Raw genomic sequence first — 20,183 nt, forward strand, 5'->3', positions numbered from 1 at the left:
CAGACCTGATGCGGCCCTAGCGCCGCGCAAGACCAAGGAGAAGACCATGGCAGAATTTGATGTGATCGTTATCGGCGGCGGCCCCGGCGGCTATGTTTGTGCGATCCGTTGCGCGCAATTGGGCCTGAAGACCGCTTGCGTCGAGGGGCGCGAGACTTTGGGCGGCACATGCCTTAACGTCGGCTGTATCCCCTCCAAGGCGCTGCTGCACGCGACACACAGCCTGCATGAGGCCGAGCATAACTTTGCCAAGATGGGCCTGAAGGGCAAATCCCCGTCGGTGGATTGGGATCAGATGCAATCCTACAAACAAGATGTTGTCGACGGCAACACCAAGGGCATCGAGTTCCTTTTCAAGAAGAACAAAGTGACCTGGCTCAAGGGTTGGGGGTCGATCCCTGCCGCAGGTCAGGTCAAGGTTGGCGAGGACGTTCACACCGCCAAAAACATTATCGTCGCGTCGGGCTCCGTTCCGTCCTCCCTTCCCGGCATTGACGTTGACGAAGACACAATCGTCACCTCGACGGGCGCCCTGTCCCTGAAGAAGATTCCGAAATCGGTTGTCGTGATTGGCGCTGGGGTGATCGGGTTGGAAATGGGGTCGGTCTACAAGCGTCTCGGCGCGGATGTGACCGTGGTTGAGTTCCTCGACGCGATCACACCTGGCATGGATGCCGAAGTCGCCCGTTCCTTCCAGAAGATGCTGACCAAGCAGGGCATCAACTTCGTGATGGGCGCTGCCGTTCAGGGCGTCTCCAAAGGCAAGAACAAGAACACCGTCACCTACAAGCTGCGCAAGGACGAATCCGAAGCGAGCATCGATGCGGAAGTTGTGCTCGTGGCAACCGGTCGCAAACCTTACACCGACGGCCTCGGGCTGGAGGCGCTCGGCGTCGAGTTGGAGAAGCGCGGCCAGATCAAGATCGACGATCACTGGCAGACGTCGGTCAAAGGCATCTATGCGATTGGCGATGCGGTGGTTGGCCCAATGCTCGCGCATAAGGCCGAGGATGAGGGCATGGCCGTGGCAGAAGTCGTTGCGGGCAAGCATGGGCACGTCAACTACGGCGTCATCCCGGGCGTGATCTATTCCTCGCCGGAAGTGGCCTCCGTGGGCAAAACCGAGGAGCAACTGAAAGAGGAAGGCCGCGCCTATAAGGTCGGGAAATTCTCATTCATGGGCAATGCGCGCGCGAAGGCGATTTTCCAAGGCGACGGGTTCGTCAAGATTTTGGCCGACAAGGCGACCGACCGGATTTTGGGCGCGCATATCATCGGGCCTTGCGCCGGCGATCTGATCCACGAAATCTGTGTTGCGATGGAATTTGGCGCCTCGGCCCAAGATCTGGCGCTGACATGCCACGCTCACCCAACCTATTCGGAAGCGGTGCGTGAGGCGGCTCTCGCCTGCGGGGATGGCGCAATCCACGCATAAGCCGGCGAAAATACCGATAAGTAAGGGCGGCCGATTGCGCCGCCCTTACTTATTGGGGCAAGCGCTTATCACAAGCGCCTGTCAATTGATGTGCGATGCCGCGCGGAGGCCTGCGTCGCGGTTAATCCGGCCGTTTCGCCGCCGCTTCCATCCTTGCCGCGTGTTCACGCCGCAAGGTTTTGCGCAGCTCGGCGGCCTGCCAGCGGTGACGTTCCGCCTCGGTCGCAGGCTCCAGCTTCGGGACTTCGACCGATTTGCCATCTTCATCCACCGCGACCATGGTAAAATAACAGCTGTTGGTGTGGCGGCGTGTTCCCTTGGTGATGCTTTCGGCCTCGACACGGATCCCGATTTCCATTGACGAGCGTCCCGTATGGTTGACCGCCGCACTAAAACGCACCAGCTCGCCCACATGGATCGGCTGTTTGAACGTGACCTGATCAACCGAAAGTGTCACCGCGTATCGCCCCGAGTAGCGCGACGCGAGCGAGAAGGCCACGCGGTCCAACCAATTGAGTAGGGCACCGCCGTGGACCTTACCGGAGAAATTCGCGAGATCCGGCGTCATAAGAACCGTCATCTCGAGCGTTTTACGGTCTGCTTCGGTAATCGTATCGGTCATGCCGCCTGCCTTTTGAAATTGGGGAATGCGCCTCGTATGCGCTGAGTGTGCTCGCAACGGCGCTCCGGTCAAGCCGCCAAATGCCGCAAACCATGGGTCACATCGGTTCGCACTGCCAGCCTCAGCCCCGGATCATCGCCCGCCCTCAGGGCCGCAAGGATCATGCGGTGATGGCGGGGCGGCTCGTTGCGCTGCACACGGTTGTAAAGCGCGCTCATCGTCGGCCCAAGTTGCAGCCAGACTGTTTCAATGACCGCCAGCATCGCTGGCGCCTGCGCCCGAAGGTAAAGCGCGCGGTGGAATTCGAGGTTCGTTCGGATGTAGCCAACCGCATCTTGTTTGGCGACCGCCTCTGCGATGTTGGCATTGATCGCGGTGAGGCGATCGATCAGCGCGAGGTGGGCCCTTGGCAGTGCCCGTGAGGCCAGTTCCGGCTCGATCAGGGCGCGCAATGCTGCAAGCTCCTCCAACCGCTCGTTCGAGAGCTCCGGCGTGGCGACGCGGCCCGAGGAGGACAAGGTCAACGCCCCCTCCGCGACGAGCCTGCGCAAGGCTTCGCGCGCGGGCGTCATCGACACACCGTGCGCCTTCCCCAGCCCCCGCAGGGTCAGCGCCTGTCCCGGCATCAACTCGCCGTGCAGGATTTGCTGTCGCAAGGACCGATAAAGACGGTCATGCGCGGAGGCGGTATCTTGAGGGCGAGGTTTGGGCGTCATAGATCCGATCACTGCATATGCGACAGATATCGTCAATCACGGAACCGCAACGCCTGCAACTGTGTGCCGTGTTGTTTGAGCCAATGACGCTCTGCCGGGTAACTCGGCCGGAGATCTGCCACGACGGCCCAGAAGGCGGGCGAATGGTTCATTTGCGCCAGATGCGCAACCTCATGCGCGCAGACGTAATCCAACACCGCCACCGGCGCCATGATCAGCCGCCAGTTATACATCAACGCGCCGTCCGGCGCGCATGAGCCCCAACGCGAGCGCGCATCGCGCATCGTAATTTTGGAATAGGCGCGCCCCAACCGCGCGCAATAGTGATCGGAGGCTTGCGTGACGCGCGCGCGGGCATGAAATTTCAGAAAAGTCTCGAGCCGTGCACTCAACCGATCCTCACCTGCGGGCATCAAGAGCGCGTCGCCCTCAACGCGCGGGGTTTTTACCGCGCCTTGGGTGATCTTTAACATGCGCCCCTCAAACGGGACCTGCCCGCCAAATTCAGGCCGATGCGCCCGAACTGAATGTTCCAAAACTTTGCGAAGCCAGTCCGCCTTTTCCGCGGCGAACCCCAAAGCATCCCGTTCGGAGGCATGGGTCGGGATCGTCAATGTCACCCGCCCGTCCAACCGTGAGACGCGCAACGAGTATCGCTTTGCCCGCGCGGACCGTTTCAGGGTGACGCTGAGATCTGGCGCGCCCGGAATGAAATATTGGCTCACATCCGGTCCTTTCGGGCGTGTTAGGTGGATTTTATCTAACCATCGGCAATCGACGGACGAAAAGGCTTTGACACCCCCGCCCCAGTGTGGCAAGCGGCGTCAACTCTCTGAATAAGAGCGATGCAAGGAGTTTTCCATGCCCAAAGAGGAATGGGGCGTCAAGCGCCTCTGCCCGCATTGTGCGAGCAGGTTCTATGACCTGACCAAAGACCCGATGACCTGCCCGGTCTGTAATGCAACCTTCTCGGCTGAAAGCCTTGTGAGCAGCCGTGGCCGCTCGCTGGTGTCCGAGAAATCGTCGCAGAACGCCGAGGAAGAAGTCGTTGCGGATGATCTGACCGATGACGATGACATCGATTCGGATGCAAGCGATGATGCGATCGACGACGATCTGCTCGACGATGACGATGACGACAATGTCTCGCTCGACGAGATTGCGGATGTCGCGTCGAACGACGACGACAGCTAATCGCGTCTGACTTCAAAACGAAAAAGGCGTTCGGGCTTCCCGTGCGCCTTTTTTCGTTTACCTTGGTGACACGCCGTTTCCCGCAGCAATGCGGACGCGCCCTATCCTCACGTGCAATCTGCAAAAGAATTGTAGCGCGGCACTAAATTCCACTTGCACCCCCAGCCGCCGCCGCCTATATCGCCCCCAACGCACAGAGGCTTTGCTTCGGTGTCGGGGCCTTAGCTCAGCTGGGAGAGCGCCTGCATGGCATGCAGGAGGTCAGGGGTTCGATCCCCCTAGGCTCCACCAATTCACACCAGACAGTTCCGTTTGTTTCCGAGATAGTCGTGCAGGATTGACGCCATCCGTCAATTACGGTGCTACGGCCCCCTCCCGTGAAATCCAACGCGCGCGCATATTCGCCCCGTTGCGCACGCTGCGCTGCAGGCGCGGGACGGCCATCCACTAAGCAGCAGCGCGAAGCGGCGACTGGGCCCTCCCCTGCCCCCTCCTGTGAAGGGATCGCTAGACCTAAGCCGCGAGTTTTGACGCAGCCCTTTTTGAAGCATGGGTGCAAACGATGCTCGCCCCAGAAAAAGGCGTGTCGCGCGCCCGCGCACTGCGAAGGAGCTGAACGTCTCGGTAGCAACATGCTAAACGGCGGCGGCTTTTCGCGAAGCCGAGCGAAGCGGAAGGGTGTTCGGTCTGCACCATAGGCAAATCGCGTGCGCGTAAAGACTGGCGTATCTGAGCCATGGCCTAACGCGCACGCACAAAAACACCCCGCATGGGGTGGTTTTGATTTTAGAACGTCAGACAGGGGCACGCAGCCCTCGCCCAAAAGCCTTCTTAGCGAAGCGAAGAAACGAGATTGGCGGGGCTTTCCTCGGTCCAAACTTGTGCCATCTGCACATTGCCCGCAAAGGTCTGGGGGCCGCGCATTGGATTGAGCCGCCCGTCATCCCAAGCAGCCGTGTAGCCCGCAGGAACTTTGTACTCCCGACGCGCAGCGCTCACGCGACCCGCCGAGGCCGTGGTGGCCTGCGTCGCCGAGGCCTGCGGCTTCACGGCATAGGGCGACACATAGCCCGACGGCGTCGCTGATGGAGCCTGATAGGCCGGCGCAAGTGGCGCGACAAACGCAGGCGCATAAGCCCCCTGCACCGCATAGCCTGAGCCCCCAATAAGGGGCGCGTTGAAGGTCTTCGGTGCGGGTTGGGATTTCGCGATCCCGCCGAACAAGCCCCGCTTGATCGGCTGGCCCGTCACGCCGGAAATATAAGCGCGCTGCCCCGCAACCGGTGCCTGTGCCTGTGCCTGTGCAGGTGACTGCCCAGTGCGCGAAACCTCTTGCGGCGCGACAGCCCAGCTCTGGCCCGTCTGCGCGACGCGTAACCCCGCGATCCCTGCGGAATTGATAGCGCCGATCGGATCGCTCGGCTTGCCATGGCAATGCACCACCGCGCGCCCGTCGCTCAATTTGTAACGATAAGCGCCCGCCCCGCCATTGGCGCAGGCGCTATAGGCCTGCAGCCGCTCCTCACCGACAATCATGACTTCGGCAATAGCCTGCGGCGACGGCGCGCCTTGCGCATACCCTGCCCCGCCAATCATCGGCGCGGACGCTTGCGCAGCCATGTAGCCGGGCGATTGGGCGAGCCCCACGCCATTAACGGCATAGGGCGAGCTGTAGCCCGAGCCGCCGACCATCGGCGCATTTGACGCAACAGGCTGGGAGGCAACAGATTGAGGGGCCGCAGGCATAACGGCCTTCGGCATCTGCGGAGCCGTCGTTGCAACGGCCTGCGTCTGCGTGGCCTGTGCGGCATTGCGCGCGGGCGTCACGATTTTCGGCGCAGGCGCCACCACCCGCGCGGCGGGCGCGGGCTTGGTCATTGCTTTCGCCGCCGCACTTGTCGTCAGCGGCGCTTGAACGGCGGGCACGGCTAGGGTTGTGGGCGCCTCCGCGGGCGCGGAATTGGCAATATCCAGACGCGGCGCGTCGGCCGCAAGCGTTGGCTTGTAGCCGCACAGATGCTCACGGGTGCGCGTCACCCGCGCGACCCAGCTCACCGAATTGCTGAAGCCTGCGCGGATGAAAACACACCCTCGGCTGTCAACGTATTGACGCCCCGTATAAGATGCAGGCGGCACCTCCGCTGGGCCGTCAATTTCCATGCCGCGTGCGAAACTTGCACCCGTCCCGAAAACCGCCGCCATCATCGAAACCGTCACAAATTGACCAAACCGCATCACTGCCCCCGCTTATTTTTAAGGAAAAATGCAGGAAGATCGATTCTAAGTAAAGCACAAACGGCTTATTTTGTGCCGAACATCCGATCGCCCGCATCCCCTAGCCCTGGAACAATATATCCATGGTCGTCGAGGCGTTCGTCTACAGATGCTGTGACAATCGGCACATCTGGATGCGCTGCCTTCATCTTCGCGATGCCTTCGGGCGAGGCCAACAAGCACAAGAACCGGATATTTTTTGCGCCCGACGCCTTGATCAGATCAATCGCCGCCGCCGATGAATTTCCGGTGGCAAGCATCGGGTCCACGACGATCGTCATGCGATCTTCCAGTTCTGCGGGAAGCTTCGAATAATATTGAACAGGCTCAAGCGTCTGCGGATCACGGTAGAGGCCCACAAAGCCGACCCGCGCGGCAGGGATCAATTCCAATATGCCATCCAAAAGGCCGTTTCCTGCGCGCAAGATCGACACGAGCGCGAGCTTCTTCCCCTCAAGGAACGGCGCATCCATGGAGCAAACCGGCGTCTCGATCTGGCGCATTTCAACGGGCAAACCGCGCGTCACCTCATAGGCCAGCAGAAGGCTGATCTCGCGCAAAAGCGCACGGAAGCTCGCCGTAGAGGTGCCTTTATCGCGCATCAAAGAGAGCTTGTGCTGCACCAACGGGTGGTCAACTACGGTGAGGTGCTCGGTCATTTTAGTCCTTTCAAGTCATATCTTTAGCTGTTTTGATCTCGACGCTTTATGGCAGGAAACTTTGCCCTGCCCCACGCGCGACGAGCCCAAGATGGGCGGATACCGATGCCCCGATATCCGCAAAGGCCACCTGCCCCAAACTGCCTGTGCCGATACCAGCGCAGAGCACTGGCACGCGCTCGCGCGTGTGGTCTGTGCCGTGCCATGTGGGATCATTCCCGTGATCGGCGGTGAAGATCACCAGATCCCCCGCGCGCATCTTCGCCAGAACGCGCCCGACTTGCACATCGAACCACTCCAACGCGCGCGCATAGCCCGCGACATCACGGCGGTGCCCATAAAGGCTATCGAATTCGACAAAGTTCGCGAAGGTCAGGCTGCCCTCTTCGGCGTCATCCATCAGCCGCACAAGATGTTCGGCCAAATCAGCATCCGACTTGCCCTTCCAAAGCTTGCCGACGCCGCGATGCGAGAAAATATCTCCGATCTTGCCAATCGCATGCGTCATGCGACCCGCCGCATGCGCCCAATCGAGAAGCGTGTCCGCGGGGGGATCAATCGCGAAATCACGGCGGTTGGGCGTCCGTTGAAAATCGCCCGGTTGCCCGACAAAGGGTCGCGCGATCACCCGCCCTACGCGCATCGCATGCAGATATGGTGCGAGGTCTTCACACAGCCGGATCAGACGATCCAGCCCGAACGTCTCCTCATGCGCGGCGATCTGGAACACGCTATCAACCGATGTGTAGCAAATGGGCCATCCCGTGCGCAGGTGCTCCGCGCCAAGCGCGTCGATGATTGCCGTCCCCGAAGCGTAGCGGTTGCCCAACACCCCCTCACACCCTGCGAGCTTGGCGACGAGATTCGTGATGTCTGGCGGGAAACATGGCGTCTCGTTGGGGAACACATGCCAATCCCACGGCACGGGAACCCCCGCCATTTCCCAATGACCTGAGGGCGTATCCTTGCCGTTCGACACTTCATTCGCGGCGCCAAAGCGCCCTTCGGGCACGGCAGACAGACCGGGGGCGATTAGGCCGGACGCAAGCGAAATCGCGGAACCGAGGCCCAAACGCGCCAGATGGGGGACATGAAGCGCGCCGGAGCGGCCTGTCTCCGCCTGACCCGCAGCACAAGCCTGCGCTATATGGCCAATGGTGTTGGCGCCCGTATCCGGCAGACCGTCATTAAAAAACGATGCCGCATCCAAGGCGCCGCCAATTCCCGCGCTATCCATTACAACCAAGAATGCGCGCGTCACGTGTGATCTCCCCGCTCGATATCATCCCAACCGATGCGCTCCACGATCAAAGGAGGTTCCTCGCCGCCCTCATCGCTAATTTCGTAGGCCGCAAGGAACGCCGCCGTCGCCCGATCCGCATCGGCATCATTCGCCGCGTGGATCAGCACCATCGGCTCGCCCGTCTCCACTTCCTCGCCCAAGCTGGCCAGCCCCGAGAACCCGACCGAAGGGTTGATGCGGTCCGTGCCAACACGCCGCCCTCCGCCCAGATCGACGACCGCCATCCCAATCGCCCGCGCATCAATGCGCGAGACTGTCCCGCTGCGCGGCGCGGCAACGGTGCGCATCACAGGGGCCGCAGGGAGCCTGTCGGGGAAGTGCTCGACAAAGTCACGCGGCCCGCCCAGCGCCGCCACCATACGGCCAAAATGCTCCGCCGCGCGGCCTGAATGGAGCGCATCATCAATCTGCTCGACCCCGGCATCCATATCAGACGCCAATCCGGCCAAAACCAAAGCCTCGCCGCCCAGCGCCGCGGTGACATCCCAAAGCGCCTCATTGACCGCCGATCCCGTCAGGGTTTCCAGCACCTCGATCACCTCAAGCGCATTCCCTGCGGATTGCCCAAGGGATTGATTCATATCCGTAATCAATGCGGACGTCTTGCAACCCGCACCGTTAGCGACCGCAACCAAAGACCGCGCTAACGCCCGCGCATCCTCCAGATCAACCATAAATGCGCCGGACCCGACTTTCACATCCAGAACCAGCCCCTCCAGGCCCGCCGCCAATTTCTTCGACAAAATCGAGGCGGTGATCAGATCGATGCTCTCAACCGTCCCCGAGACATCCCGAACCCCGTAGAGCCGCTTGTCAGCCGGAGCAATCTCCTGAGTTGCGCCGACAATGGCGCAGCCGACCTCGCCCACAACACGGCGCAAAACATCTGTGTCAGGCATCGCGACATAGCCCGGGATCGCTTCCATCTTATCGAGTGTGCCGCCCGTGTGACCAAGACCGCGCCCTGAAATCATCGGAACATAGACACCGCATGCGGCCAAAGCCGGCGCTAGCAACAGCGACACGGAATCCCCGATGCCGCCCGTCGAATGTTTGTCAATGACCGGCGCATCCAGATCCCAGCGCAGAACCTGCCCGCTGTCGCGCATCGCGCGCGTCAAGTCGATGCGCTCATCCATCCCGAGCCCCTTGATGCAGATCGCCATCGCGAAAGCTCCGGCCTGCGCATCAGACACGGATCCGTCCGCCAATCCGCGCGCAAACCACGCGCTGGCGCCTTGCGGCAGGCCTTTGCCATCGCGCAATGCGCCAAGGATGTTGCGCGCGTCATAGGCGGCGCTGCTCATTTCGAGCGGTCCATGTGTGATTTCTCAAACTTTCCTGGCAATAGATCCCCGACCGTCATCTGCATCTGCTGCCCCTCGAGCGTGGTCATGAGCACCTGCGCATCGGGCTTGCCAAATTCAACCAACTTCTGACGGCATCCGCCGCAAGGCGTCACGGGCGTCGGGCAATCCGCAATAACGACCGCCGCCACAAATTCGGTCTCGCCCGCCGCAACCATCGCCGCAAGCGCCCCCGCTTCCGCGCAGGTGCCTTCTGGATAGGCGACGTTTTCCACGTTCACCCCCAAGTAAACCGCCCCCGATTTTCCGCGCAGCGCAGCCCCGACCTTAAAATTAGAATAGGGCGCATAGGCGTTTTCACGCACCGTGCGCGCCGCTGAGATCAGGCTGTCGAATACGGCAGGCTCAGCCAAAGTATCGGATGGGGCGTGATTGGACATGTGAGGCTCCGGGATGATTTGTCATCGATTTATGCCACAAGTGTGCGCGCGCGCGCCGCGCTCGGCAAGCCAGTTCATCGGTTTTTTGACCCTTCGGGCAAATCCCGCCCAAAAGGAAGGCATTCCCTTTAGTCAGCCCATAGTTTAGGGCTGAATTAGTTTCCGAACGGCCCATCGGAGGAGAGCATGGACGACACCCGTATTGATAGCGCACGCCAAGAAGCGCTCGATTATCACGAATTCCCAAAACCCGGTAAGCTGGAGATCCGCGCGACAAAGCCGCTGGCGAATGGCCGCGACCTTGCGCGCGCCTATTCTCCCGGCGTCGCGGAGGCTTGCCTCGAAATCAAGGCCGATCCCTCAACGGCGGCGCGGTACACATCGCGCGGCAATCTGGTGGCGGTTGTGACCAACGGCACGGCCGTCTTGGGCCTTGGCAACATCGGCGCGCTCGCCTCTAAGCCCGTGATGGAGGGCAAGGCGGTTTTGTTCAAGAAATTCGCCAATATCGATTGCTTCGACATCGAACTCGATCAAGCCGATCCTGAAAAGCTTGCCGAAATCGTCTGCGCGATGGAGCCTTCCTTTGGTGCGATCAACTTGGAAGATATCAAAGCACCCGACTGCTTTATCGTCGAAAAAATCTGCCGCGAGCGGATGAATATTCCGGTCTTCCACGATGACCAACACGGCACCGCGATTGTTGTTGGCGCGGCCGCAACCAATGCGCTGCGTCTCAAGGGAAAGAAATTCGAGGACATCAAGATCGTCTCGACGGGGGGCGGCGCGGCGGGGATTGCCTGCCTCAACATGCTGCTCAAACTCGGGGTGAAGCGCGAGAATGTCTGGCTCTGCGATATCCACGGCCTCGTTTATGAGGGCCGCGAGCAAGACATGAACCCGCAAAAAGCCGCCTATGCGCAAGCGTCGGACAAGCGGACGCTTGATGAGGTGATTGACGGCGCTGATATGTTCCTCGGCCTCTCCGGCCCCGGCGTTTTAACGCAGGATATGGTCGCGAAAATGGCCCCTGCGCCAATCGTTTTCGCGCTGGCGAACCCGACGCCGGAAATCCTGCCCGACATGGTCCGCGCGGTTGCGCCCGATGCGATCATCGCGACGGGACGCTCGGATTTTCCGAACCAGGTGAACAACGTGTTGTGCTTCCCGTTCATCTTCCGCGGGGCGCTCGACGTGGGCGCAACCCAAATCAATGACGAGATGCAAATCGCCTGTATCGAGGGGATCGCGGCACTCGCGCGCGCGACGACCTCCGCCGAAGCTGCGGCGGCTTATCATGGCGAGACTCTGACCTTCGGCACGGATTACCTGATCCCCAAACCCTTCGATCCGCGTCTGATCGGCGTGGTGGCCACCGCTGTTGCAAAGGCTGCAATGGAAAGCGGCGTCGCAACGCGGCCGCTGGCCGATGTCGCCGCCTATAAACAGCAGCTCGACGGATCGGTCTTCAAATCGGCGATGCTGATGCGCCCGGTGTTCGATGCCGCCGCGACCGCCACACGGCGGATCGTCTTTGCCGAGGGCGAGGATGAACGCGTTTTGCGCGCCGCCAATGCGATGATGGAGGAGACGACGGACCGTCCGATTTTGATCGGTCGCCCTGAGGTCATCGAGCTGCGGTGTCAGCGCGCAGGCTTGCCGCTAAAGCTTGCCGATCTTGAAATCGTCAACCCGCAGGACGACCCCCGCTACCGCGATTACTGGGAAACGTATCACCAGCTTATGGCGCGGCGCGGCGTATCCCCCGATCTGGCGCGTGCCGTCATGCGAACCAACACGACGGCGATCGCGGCGGTGATGGTGCATCGCAACGAGGCCGATAGCATGGTTTGCGGCACGTTTGGCCAATATCATTGGCACCTGAAATACGTGAGAGAGATCCTCGCACGCGACGGCCTTGATCCGACAGGCGCCTTGTCCTTGATGATTTTGGAAGATGGCCCCCTGTTCATTGCAGATACGCACATCCACCACGAGCCGACCCCTTCGGAGATCACCGCGACCGTAATCGGGGCCGCGCGCCACGTCCGGCGCTTTGGCCTGCAACCCAAGGTCGCCTTGTGCTCGCATAGCCAGTTCGGAAATCAAGATACCGATTCAGGTCGCCGCATGCGCGAAGCAATGGCACTTCTGGATGCGAAGAACGTCGATTTTTGCTATGATGGCGAAATGCATCTGGATGCGGCGCTGGATCAGGGTCTGCGGGACAGGATCCTGCCCGGTTCGCGGTATGATGGGGCGGCGAATGTGCTCGTCTTTGCCAATACGGATGCGGCATCCGGCGTACGCAACATCTTGAAGATGAAAGCGGGCGGCTTGGAGGTCGGGCCGATCCTGATGGGGATGGGCAATAAGGCGAATATCGTGACCCCGTCGATCACTGCGCGTGGCTTGCTCAATATGTCCGCCATCGCGGGCACACCGGTGCACCACTACGGATAAGGTCAGATGACCTTGGGGAGGGGCGCAGGCGTCCCTCCCTGTCTCGACGCCGCCAAGTTTGCAAACTCCGGACGTTTTTGCGCAAACGTTGAATAGTCGTCGGGGGTTTGCAAATATTTGCAGCGCCCATAGGCGTAATTATGCAAATTTTTCGCGCAGCCCCCCACCACAACCCTCAAGATTATTGCGCGACTCTTTTTCGCTTCCTAACAAGGTTGGAGGAGGAGGATGTTACATGAGTTATGCGAGTATCTATGCGGGCTGGAAGGCCAATCCCGAAGCATTCTGGATGGAACAAGCAGAGGCGATCGATTGGGAGGTCAAACCCTCCAAAGCGCTTTTCGATGAAGACGCGCCCATCTACCGTTGGTTTAAAGATGCGCGGGTGAATGCCTGCTGGAACGCGGTTGATCGCCATGTTGCAGCTGGCCGCGGCAACCAGATCGCAATCTTGCACGACAGCCCCATCACCCATTCGACAAAAGGCATTACCTATGCCGAACTGCAAAGCCGCGTCGCATCCCTAGCGGGAGCCTTGCGTGCGAAGGGCATCGAGTCGGGCGATCGTGTCATCATCTACATGCCGATGGTGGCAGAGGCGCTGGAGGCGATGCTGGCTTGTGCGCGGCTTGGGGCCGTGCATTCGGTGGTCTTTGGCGGGTTCGCAGCGCATGAATTGGCCGTGCGAATTGATGATGCAACGCCCAAGGCCATTATCGCGGCCTCCTGCGGGTTGGAGCCAAACCGCGTTGTCCATTACAAACCCCTACTGGACGCGGCGATCGAGGCGGCGGCACATAAACCTGACTTCTGCGTCATTTTGCAGCGTGAACAAGAAGTCGCACAGTTGATCGAGGGGCGCGATGTTAACTGGCACGGGTTCCAATACGGCGTCGAGCCTGCTGACTGCGTGCCGGTTTCGGGGGATCATCCCGCTTATATTTTGTATACATCGGGCACGACGGGCCAGCCCAAGGGCGTGATCCGCGACACTGCGGGGCATCTTGTCGCGCTCAACTGGTCCATGAAGAATATCTACGATATCGCCGCCGGAGACGTGTTCTGGGCGGCATCAGATGTTGGCTGGGTCGTTGGCCATAGCTACATTTGCTACGCACCATTGATCGCGGGGGCGACCACAATCGTCTTTGAGGGCAAGCCCGTCGGAACGCCGGATGCGGGCACTTTCTGGCGTGTGATCCAGAACCATAAGGTCAAAAGCTTCTTCACAGCCCCGACCGCGTTGCGGGCGATCAAACGAGAAGACCCTGAAGGCAAGCTGATCAAGGAGTATAACATCGCAGGCCTTCGCGCCATCTATCTGGCAGGCGAGCGCGCCGATCCGGATACGGTGCAATGGGCGCAGCGCCATCTGAACGTGCCAGTCGTCGATCACTGGTGGCAAACCGAAACAGGCTGGCCGGTCGCGGCTAACCCGCTCGGGATTGAGGAGCTGCCAACCAAAGTCGGAAGTCCGAGCGTAGCGATGCCGGGCTACGACGTGCAAGTGCTGGACGAAGGCGGCCAACCTGTCGCGGCGGGCGAGCTGGGCGCGATCGCAATCAAACTCCCCTTACCGCCGGGCACATTGCCGAATCTTTGGAATGCGGAGGCGCGGTTCCGCAAAAGTTATCTGGAGCGGTATCCGGGATTTTACGAGACAGGCGATGCGGGATATGTCGACGGGGACGGGTATCTCTACATCATGGCACGCACCGATGACGTGATTAACGTTGCCGGCCATCGCCTTTCGACGGGCGCGATGGAGGAAGTGCTTGCCGATCATCCCGATGTCGCGGAATGCGCCGTGATCGGCGTTGCGGATGCGCTCAAGGGCCAGATGCCGATGGGATTTTTGTGCCTGAACGCGGGTTGCACACGGGATGAGGCAGATATCGTCGCCGAATGCATCAAACGTGTTCGGGACCAAATCGGCCCCGTTGCGGCCTTCAAGCTGGCCTGCGTGGTAAACCGCCTGCCGAAGACCCGCTCGGGCAAAATGCTCCGCGGGACGATGGTCGCCATCGCGGACGGAAAGCCCTTTAAAATGCCAGCAACCATCGATGACCCTACTATTTTAGACGAAATCACCGTCGCGCTCCAAAAACTGGGTTATCCGCAAGGATAGAAAGCGCGCCGGACGGATGAATTAAGCCTAAAAAACGCAATTCTGCGCGGAAAATCACTCCTTTCGCGCAGGATTTTGCCGTTTATTGCCCCTGTCCGGCAAAACACGCTTGCTCTACGCTTGTCTGCAACCAAAGCTTGCATCGCAGGAGTTGCAGCACGAAGATATGATACGTCTTAAAATCGTGAAAAGCGTTTCCATGACACTGCCACAGCCACTTCGACCTTCGCAGAATCGTGGATGCCACTTCCTTCAAAACGTTTGGCGACACGTGAATGTCGTCGGCCGAGACGCCCCACAACGTAAACGGATGGTTTGACGCTATGATGCAAGATCGCGCAACTCGCGTCCTTCTCGTTGAGGATACGCCCACCCTCCGGATGATCTATGAAGGGGCGCTCAGCGGAGCCGGATACGACGTCATTGAGGCCGCGACCGCACAAGAAGGTCTGGAGGCGTTTTATAGCACGATGCTCGACATCGTTTTGCTCGATCTGACGCTGCCGGACCGGGACGGCCTCAGCCTGATGCGCGAGATGCAATCAGTGCGTCCGAATCTTCCGGTCATTGTGACGGCCGAGGACCGCTCTATCCCGCATGCCGTGGAAGCAATGCAGGCAGGTGCCCAAAACTTCCTCGTCAAACCGTTCGATGAAGCACAACTCATCTCGGCGGTCAGCGCTGCCCGCTTGCAATGCTTCGAACGCGCGGACCCGCTCAACTCCTTCATCGGCACCTCCGATTTGATGGGAAAAACTTACGCACAGCTCCGCGCCGCCGCCCGCTCCAATGCACCGGTGTTCATCACAGGTGAAAGCGGCTCGGGCAAGGCGCTCTGCGCGCGAACGATCCACGGATTGTCCGCGCGATCCCGCCGCAACTTCGTTCCGGTCCATTGCGCCGGCATGGCGCCTGAGCAACTCAGCCGCGAGTTTTGCGGCTATACCCGCGGCGCCTTCCCCGAAGCGCGAACGGGTAAAACCGGCGCGGCGATGTTGGCCGATGGTGGCACGCTCTACATTGACGATCTGTGCGATCTAAATCTTGATCAGCAGGCAAAGCTCCTCGGCTTTCTTGAAGGCTCGACGATTTATCCTCTGGGGGACGAAAACACCTACCGCGTTGATACGCGCATCATCTGCGCCACAAGCCGCGACCCCGCGGAGGAGTTGCGTATGGGACGGCTGCGTGAAGATTTGTTCTATCGCTTGCATGTTGTCCCGATCTCGGTTCCGCCTTTGCGCGCGCGCGGGGCGGATATTATGGCCCTTGCACAACATTCCCTGACGCGGATCTCACAGGAGGAAGAACGGCATTTCGACCGGATCTCCCCTGACGCCGCCGAAATATTGCAGGCCCATCCATGGCCTGGAAACATCCGACAGTTGATCAATGCTCTGCGGCTTGCGGTGGTGATGTATGACGGGCCCGTCCTTGAGGCCCACATGCTTTTGCCGTCGCTCTCGGATGATTATGCGGGGGCCACACCAAATCGAAGGGTCGACAACACGCTCGGAGATACCTCCATCCCGCCCAGCGGCCTGATTGGCCAAACCCTCGCGCAAATCGAGCGCGCCGTGATTGAGGCCGCCCTGCAACGCAATAGCGATTCCGTCCCGAAAACCGCGCGGGAACTCGATGTCGCGCCCTCAACGCTCTACCGTAAAATTGCGAGTTGGGATGTTAGCGAAGATCCGGCGTCCTAAAAGACGTCGTCCTCACGCGAACTGCTCCCGCATCAGACGTTCTTCCAGACCATGGCCGGGATCAAAGAGAATCCGATGTTCTACCGTGGGCTCTGACTGGATCTCCACCCACGCGACGGGCTTGACAGAGCGCGAATCGGCGTCTGCCATGACGGGGCGCTTCACGGCTTCCAAGACATCGAACCGCACAACCGCCGAACGCGGTAGAATAGCGCCCTGCCACCGCCGTGGACGGAAGGACGCGATGCCGGTCAACGCCAACACATCCGATCCAATCGGCAGAATCGGGCCGTGTGCCGAATAGTTGTAAGCCGTCGATCCGGCCGGCGTCGCAACGATCGCACCATCACAGATCAACTCCTCCATCCGGACCTTCCCATTCACCGAGATCTTCAGCTTCGCCGCTTGCGGACCCGCCCGCAGCAACGACACCTCGTTAATGGCAAGCGCCTCGTGAATCTTTCCGTCGATCGTCTCCGCGCGCATAGAAAGCGGGTTGATCACGGCCTCCTCTGCGGCATGGAGGCGCTCGACAAGATCGACATCACTGTAATCATTCATCAAAAAACCGACGGTGCCGCAATTCATCCCGTAGACCGGAAGCCCCGCCCCTGAATGAAGCGTCTGCAGCATAAATCCATCGCCGCCCAACGCGACGATCATATCGGCGGCGGAATGCGCAACCTGCCCGTAGCGACGCGTCAAAGAGGCCAAGGCCGCCTGTGCGACATCGGCATTCGAGGCGGCGAAATGGATATGGGGTTCGTGGCCCAAGGCATTCTCCTGCGAATTAACCCCCAAGGAGTGACAAGCGCCGATCGGAAACACAAGGCCAAGATCGGCTACATCGGCGTGCAAGCTGCCTATGATTTGCCGCGGCAAATCGTGACATTGTCGCATTGCGCGCTTTTAGCCTTCGAAATTCTGCGATATTGAACCCGCGAACGTCCATAGGAGATGCCCATGACCGCCCAACGCGACGAAGGCTTTTTCACCGAAGCACTTTCCACCCGTGACCCAGAACTATTCGGCTCGATCACCAATGAGCTTGGCCGTCAGCGCGACGAAATCGAGCTGATCGCGTCGGAAAACATTGTTTCCGCGGCTGTCATGGAAGCCCAAGGCTCCGTGATGACCAACAAATATGCGGAAGGCTATCCGGGAAAACGTTACTACGGCGGCTGCCAATATGTTGACGTTGCCGAACAGTTGGCAATCGACCGCGCGAAACAGCTTTTTGGCTGTGAGTTCGCCAACGTTCAACCTAACTCCGGATCGCAAGCCAACCAAGGCGTGTTCCAAGCGCTCATCAAGCCGGGCGATACCATCCTCGGGATGGATCTGGCATCGGGTGGTCACTTGACCCATGGCGCCGCGCCCAACCAGTCGGGCAAATGGTTCAACGCTGTGCAATACGGCGTGCGCCAGCAGGATAACCTGATCGACTACGATCAGGTCGAAGCCTTGGCAATCGAACATCAGCCGAAAATGATCATCGCTGGCGGCTCAGCGATTCCGCGGCAGATCGATTTCGCCAAATTCCGCGCGATTGCTGATAAGGTTGGCGCCTACCTGATGGTCGATATGGCGCATTTCGCTGGTCTCGTTGCAGGCGGCGCGCATCCCTCGCCGTTCCCATACGCAGATGTTGCCACGACAACGACGCACAAAACCCTGCGCGGTCCGCGCGGCGGCATGATCCTGACGAATGACGAGACCATCGCGAAAAAAGTGAACTCCGCGATCTTCCCCGGTATCCAAGGCGGGCCGTTGATGCATGTCATCGCCGCCAAAGCGGTGGCATTTGGCGAAGCGCTACGTCCGGAATTCAAGGTTTATGCCAAGCAAGTCATCGCCAACGCGCAAGCACTGGCCGACGAGCTCATGAAGGGTGGCCTCGATATCGTCACCGGCGGCACGGATACGCATGTTATGCTCGTCGATCTGCGCCCCAAAGGCGTGAAAGGCAATGTGACCGACAAAGCCTTGGGCCGCGCGCATATCACCTGCAACAAGAACGGCATCCCCTTCGATCCGGAAAAGCCGACAGTGACCTCTGGCATCCGCCTTGGCACACCCGCGGGCACGACGCGCGGCTTTAAAGAAGAAGAGTTCCGCATGATTGCGCGGATGATCGTTAAGGTCATCGACGGGATCGCCGCGAACGGGGAAGACAACAACGACGCGGTCGAAGCTGAAGTCCGCGCCGAAGTTTCCGCGCTTTGCGCTCAGTTCCCGCTCTATCCGAACCTCTAAGGGTATCGGCTCGCGGCGCTCCTTCGCCGCCGTGCACCAGACCAGAAACGCGGCCCTTGGCGAAAGCCATGCGGCCGCGTTTCGCATTTCTCGGCTCCCGAATGGTGCTATGAAAATTGGCAGTCGTGCACACATGCGTTAGGGTGCCCGCAAATGTCGCAAGGCGCGGCCCTTTTTTCTGCTCTGACCGGAAGTGAGACCAATGCTGAACACTGTAACCCACGGCCATGACACCGATCTTCCGCCCTTGCTGATCGTCCCCGGTCTCTTCGGATCGGCGCGCAACTGGGGAGTGATTGCGAAACATATGGCAAAAACACGCCGCGTCGTCGCCGTGGATATGCGCAACCACGGCGACAGCTTTTGGGACGACGATCATAGCTACGCAGCAATGGCGCAGGATTTGGCGGACGTGGTTGAGGCCGAGGGGAACGCCCAAAGCCAGATGGATGTCATGGGGCACTCGATGGGGGGGAAAGCTGCGATGGTTCTCGCCTTGACGCGGCCCGAGCTGGTGCGACGGCTGATTGTCGCGGATATTGCCCCTGTCGCCTATACCCATACCCACGACGGGCTGATCAATGCGATGCAAGACTTGAAAATCGAGGATCTGACATCGCGCACCGAGGCCGATCGGCGTTTCTCCGAACGCGTACGCGATCCCGGCACTCGTGCGTTTTTGCTGCAATCTCTCGAGTTGCGCGAAGGGCCTGTCAGGTGGAAACTGAATCTCGACGCTCTCGATGCAGCAATGGACTCAGTCGTCGGCTGGCCGGAAAGTCTAACCAACGGCCGCTATGATGGCCCTACCCTATTCTTGTACGGCGGCAACTCGGCCTATGTGAAATCCGACGCACATCCCGTCATCCACACCATGTTCCCGCATGCGATCCTCCAAGAGATCGAAGGGGCTGGGCATTGGTTACACGCGGAAAAGCCGCGCGAAGTTGAGGCCGCGGTTGAGACGTTTCTTGCCTGAAGTAGGTGATCGGAAAATGCCACCCCGACATCGCGGGGTGGCGGCACTCGTTACGCATCCAAGACCCCGCAGGACATCTGATAAGATCCAAGTAACCAATCCGTAATGCTCGAGTGGAATGCCCGTTTTGAGAGCACGTCCGCTATCTTGAGAACTCGCGTGAGATGACCGACGCACGCCGCACCGATGTGCGAAAAGCCTCTAAGACGGCAGGCCAAATAGTTGTCAAAGTCGAGCCCCTGCCCCGCGGTGATTAGGTCGCCGCCAATGATGGGGCAGAATGGGCGAAGGCAGCACCGCAAACATGCACAGCATTCAGGTTAGCGCTTTGATCTGCACGATCCAAATCATGGCGGGCATTTCAATTTGAAGCGCGCCTCGCCAGAGTCGCCGGGGAGCGAGGGCGATTTTCCAACGCCCGTCAGCGCTCCGCGCACTTGGCATCCCGATGCGCGTTCCGCCGCTTGCGGCATTAATGTGATGGCATGGCCTCGATCCCGACGCGCGAGATATCCCATCCGGACGACCTCTGCTGCATCCTCCTTGACGAACACAACAAAACGGACGCCTTCAACCGTGATGTCATGCCGCTCAGCCCCGAAAAATTGGGGCGCGGGTGTGGCCGTGCAAGCCGCTAAAAACAGGAGGAATGGGATGATATGTTTCATGCCGCCCAGTATGCGGCACGAATGGTTAAGCGA

At 60.0% G+C, this 20,183-nt stretch carries 17 protein-coding genes and 1 tRNA gene; 8 read left to right on the plus strand and 10 right to left on the minus strand.

The features are described 5' to 3' along the window. The first annotated feature begins 46 nt into the window (after window positions 1-46). Window positions 47-1,435: a dihydrolipoyl dehydrogenase gene (lpdA, locus tag SJY32_RS10735; protein WP_376874790.1), complete on the plus strand. Its 1,389-nt coding sequence runs from the start codon at window positions 47-49 to the stop codon at window positions 1,433-1,435. Window positions 1,436-1,556: 121 nt separating this feature from the next. Here lpdA and SJY32_RS10740 read toward each other — a convergent pair whose 3' ends face one another. The 3 genes from SJY32_RS10740 to SJY32_RS10750 all read right to left on the minus strand — a co-directional run bounded on the left by SJY32_RS10740 (window position 1,557) and on the right by SJY32_RS10750 (window position 3,498). Then, window positions 1,557-2,057 carry an acyl-CoA thioesterase gene (locus SJY32_RS10740; protein ID WP_376874793.1) on the minus strand — a complete coding sequence of 167 codons (501 nt, stop codon included), beginning with the start codon at window positions 2,055-2,057 and terminating at the stop codon, window positions 1,557-1,559. A 68-nt stretch (window positions 2,058-2,125) separates the two neighbouring features. Then, the gene (locus SJY32_RS10745) at window positions 2,126-2,773 is read right to left on the minus strand and encodes a GntR family transcriptional regulator (protein ID WP_376874796.1); all 648 of its coding nucleotides are present in this window, start codon (window positions 2,771-2,773) and stop codon (window positions 2,126-2,128) included. Between the two features lie 32 nt (window positions 2,774-2,805). Then, a complete protein-coding gene (locus tag SJY32_RS10750; protein ID WP_376874799.1) occupies window positions 2,806-3,498 on the minus strand; it encodes a M48 family metallopeptidase in 693 nt (230 codons plus the stop codon). Window positions 3,499-3,634: 136 nt separating this feature from the next. On the opposite strand from SJY32_RS10750, the gene SJY32_RS10755 reads away from it, so the two are divergent. Together SJY32_RS10755 and SJY32_RS10760 are read left to right on the plus strand one after the other, a co-directional pair. Next, window positions 3,635-3,967 carry an FYDLN acid domain-containing protein gene (locus SJY32_RS10755; RefSeq protein WP_376874802.1) on the plus strand — a complete coding sequence of 111 codons (333 nt, stop codon included), beginning with the start codon at window positions 3,635-3,637 and terminating at the stop codon, window positions 3,965-3,967. 215 nt (window positions 3,968-4,182) lie between these two features. Beyond that, window positions 4,183-4,258, plus strand: a tRNA-Ala gene (locus SJY32_RS10760). Between the two features lie 540 nt (window positions 4,259-4,798). Here SJY32_RS10760 and SJY32_RS10765 read toward each other — a convergent pair. The 5 genes from SJY32_RS10765 to cdd all read right to left on the minus strand — a co-directional run bounded on the left by SJY32_RS10765 (window position 4,799) and on the right by cdd (window position 9,950). After that, entirely contained in the window at window positions 4,799-6,202 is a 1,404-nt protein-coding gene (locus SJY32_RS10765) for a hypothetical protein (protein WP_376874805.1), read from the minus strand. A gap of 65 nt (window positions 6,203-6,267) precedes the next feature. Then, window positions 6,268-6,900: a uracil phosphoribosyltransferase gene (gene upp / locus SJY32_RS10770; protein ID WP_376874807.1), complete on the minus strand. Its 633-nt coding sequence runs from the start codon at window positions 6,898-6,900 to the stop codon at window positions 6,268-6,270. A 46-nt stretch (window positions 6,901-6,946) separates the two neighbouring features. After that, a complete protein-coding gene (locus SJY32_RS10775; protein WP_376874810.1) occupies window positions 6,947-8,161 on the minus strand; it encodes a phosphopentomutase in 1,215 nt (404 codons plus the stop codon). Then, on the minus strand, window positions 8,158-9,510 hold the full coding sequence (locus SJY32_RS10780) for a thymidine phosphorylase (protein WP_376874813.1): 1,353 nt from the start codon (window positions 9,508-9,510) through the stop codon (window positions 8,158-8,160). The genes SJY32_RS10775 and SJY32_RS10780 overlap by 4 nt, the downstream gene beginning before the upstream one ends. Further along, window positions 9,507-9,950: a cytidine deaminase gene (gene cdd, locus SJY32_RS10785; protein WP_376874816.1), complete on the minus strand. Its 444-nt coding sequence runs from the start codon at window positions 9,948-9,950 to the stop codon at window positions 9,507-9,509. Before cdd ends, SJY32_RS10780 begins: the two co-directional genes overlap by 4 nt. A gap of 186 nt (window positions 9,951-10,136) precedes the next feature. Here cdd and SJY32_RS10790 point away from each other — a divergent pair, with 186 nt between their 5' ends. The 3 genes from SJY32_RS10790 (at window position 10,137) to SJY32_RS10800 (ending at window position 16,247) form a co-directional block, all read left to right on the plus strand. After that, a complete protein-coding gene (locus tag SJY32_RS10790) occupies window positions 10,137-12,413 on the plus strand; it encodes an NADP-dependent malic enzyme (RefSeq protein ID WP_376874819.1) in 2,277 nt (758 codons plus the stop codon). A gap of 235 nt (window positions 12,414-12,648) precedes the next feature. Then, the gene (locus tag SJY32_RS10795; protein WP_376874822.1) at window positions 12,649-14,541 is read left to right on the plus strand and encodes a propionyl-CoA synthetase; all 1,893 of its coding nucleotides are present in this window, start codon (window positions 12,649-12,651) and stop codon (window positions 14,539-14,541) included. A gap of 275 nt (window positions 14,542-14,816) precedes the next feature. After that, window positions 14,817-16,247, plus strand: a complete 1,431-nt coding sequence (locus tag SJY32_RS10800; RefSeq protein WP_376874825.1) for a sigma-54-dependent transcriptional regulator — start codon at window positions 14,817-14,819, stop codon at window positions 16,245-16,247. Between the two features lie 12 nt (window positions 16,248-16,259). On the opposite strand, the gene SJY32_RS10805 is transcribed toward SJY32_RS10800, so the two are convergent. Further along, window positions 16,260-17,021: an NAD kinase gene (locus tag SJY32_RS10805; RefSeq protein WP_376874828.1), complete on the minus strand. Its 762-nt coding sequence runs from the start codon at window positions 17,019-17,021 to the stop codon at window positions 16,260-16,262. Window positions 17,022-17,210: 189 nt separating this feature from the next. Here SJY32_RS10805 and glyA point away from each other — a divergent pair, with 189 nt between their 5' ends. Then, window positions 17,211-18,503: a serine hydroxymethyltransferase gene (gene glyA / locus SJY32_RS10810; protein ID WP_376874831.1), complete on the plus strand. Its 1,293-nt coding sequence runs from the start codon at window positions 17,211-17,213 to the stop codon at window positions 18,501-18,503. A gap of 202 nt (window positions 18,504-18,705) precedes the next feature. Further along, complete coding sequence (locus tag SJY32_RS10815) at window positions 18,706-19,482, plus strand: alpha/beta fold hydrolase (RefSeq protein ID WP_376874834.1); 777 nt, start codon at window positions 18,706-18,708, stop codon at window positions 19,480-19,482. A gap of 347 nt (window positions 19,483-19,829) precedes the next feature. Here the strand turns inward: SJY32_RS10815 and SJY32_RS10820 are convergent, their stop codons facing one another. Continuing rightward, complete coding sequence (locus SJY32_RS10820) at window positions 19,830-20,150, minus strand: hypothetical protein (RefSeq protein WP_376874837.1); 321 nt, start codon at window positions 20,148-20,150, stop codon at window positions 19,830-19,832. Window positions 20,151-20,183 lie beyond the last annotated feature (33 nt).

Origin of the sequence: Albirhodobacter sp. R86504 (genome assembly GCF_042466415.1) — a bacterium.
Classification (GTDB): Bacteria; Pseudomonadota; Alphaproteobacteria; order Rhodobacterales; family Rhodobacteraceae; genus Albirhodobacter.

What these genes read in the sequence shown, in the direction of transcription:
- SJY32_RS10745 (WP_376874796.1), bottom strand. Translation starts at nt 2,773, where the DNA reads ATGACGCCCAAACCTCGCCCTCAAGATACCGCCTCCGCGCATGACCGT.
- SJY32_RS10795 (WP_376874822.1), top strand. Translation starts at nt 12,649, where the DNA reads ATGAGTTATGCGAGTATCTATGCGGGCTGGAAGGCCAATCCCGAAGCA.
- SJY32_RS10755 (WP_376874802.1), top strand. Translation starts at nt 3,635, where the DNA reads ATGCCCAAAGAGGAATGGGGCGTCAAGCGCCTCTGCCCGCATTGTGCG.
- SJY32_RS10780 (WP_376874813.1), bottom strand. Translation starts at nt 9,510, where the DNA reads ATGAGCAGCGCCGCCTATGACGCGCGCAACATCCTTGGCGCATTGCGC.
- lpdA (WP_376874790.1), top strand. Translation starts at nt 47, where the DNA reads ATGGCAGAATTTGATGTGATCGTTATCGGCGGCGGCCCCGGCGGCTAT.
- SJY32_RS10820 (WP_376874837.1), bottom strand. Translation starts at nt 20,150, where the DNA reads ATGAAACATATCATCCCATTCCTCCTGTTTTTAGCGGCTTGCACGGCC.
- cdd (WP_376874816.1), bottom strand. Translation starts at nt 9,950, where the DNA reads ATGTCCAATCACGCCCCATCCGATACTTTGGCTGAGCCTGCCGTATTC.
- SJY32_RS10815 (WP_376874834.1), top strand. Translation starts at nt 18,706, where the DNA reads ATGCTGAACACTGTAACCCACGGCCATGACACCGATCTTCCGCCCTTG.
- SJY32_RS10790 (WP_376874819.1), top strand. Translation starts at nt 10,137, where the DNA reads ATGGACGACACCCGTATTGATAGCGCACGCCAAGAAGCGCTCGATTAT.
- SJY32_RS10765 (WP_376874805.1), bottom strand. Translation starts at nt 6,202, where the DNA reads ATGCGGTTTGGTCAATTTGTGACGGTTTCGATGATGGCGGCGGTTTTC.
- upp (WP_376874807.1), bottom strand. Translation starts at nt 6,900, where the DNA reads ATGACCGAGCACCTCACCGTAGTTGACCACCCGTTGGTGCAGCACAAG.
- glyA (WP_376874831.1), top strand. Translation starts at nt 17,211, where the DNA reads ATGACCGCCCAACGCGACGAAGGCTTTTTCACCGAAGCACTTTCCACC.
- SJY32_RS10740 (WP_376874793.1), bottom strand. Translation starts at nt 2,057, where the DNA reads ATGACCGATACGATTACCGAAGCAGACCGTAAAACGCTCGAGATGACG.
- SJY32_RS10800 (WP_376874825.1), top strand. Translation starts at nt 14,817, where the DNA reads ATGTCGTCGGCCGAGACGCCCCACAACGTAAACGGATGGTTTGACGCT.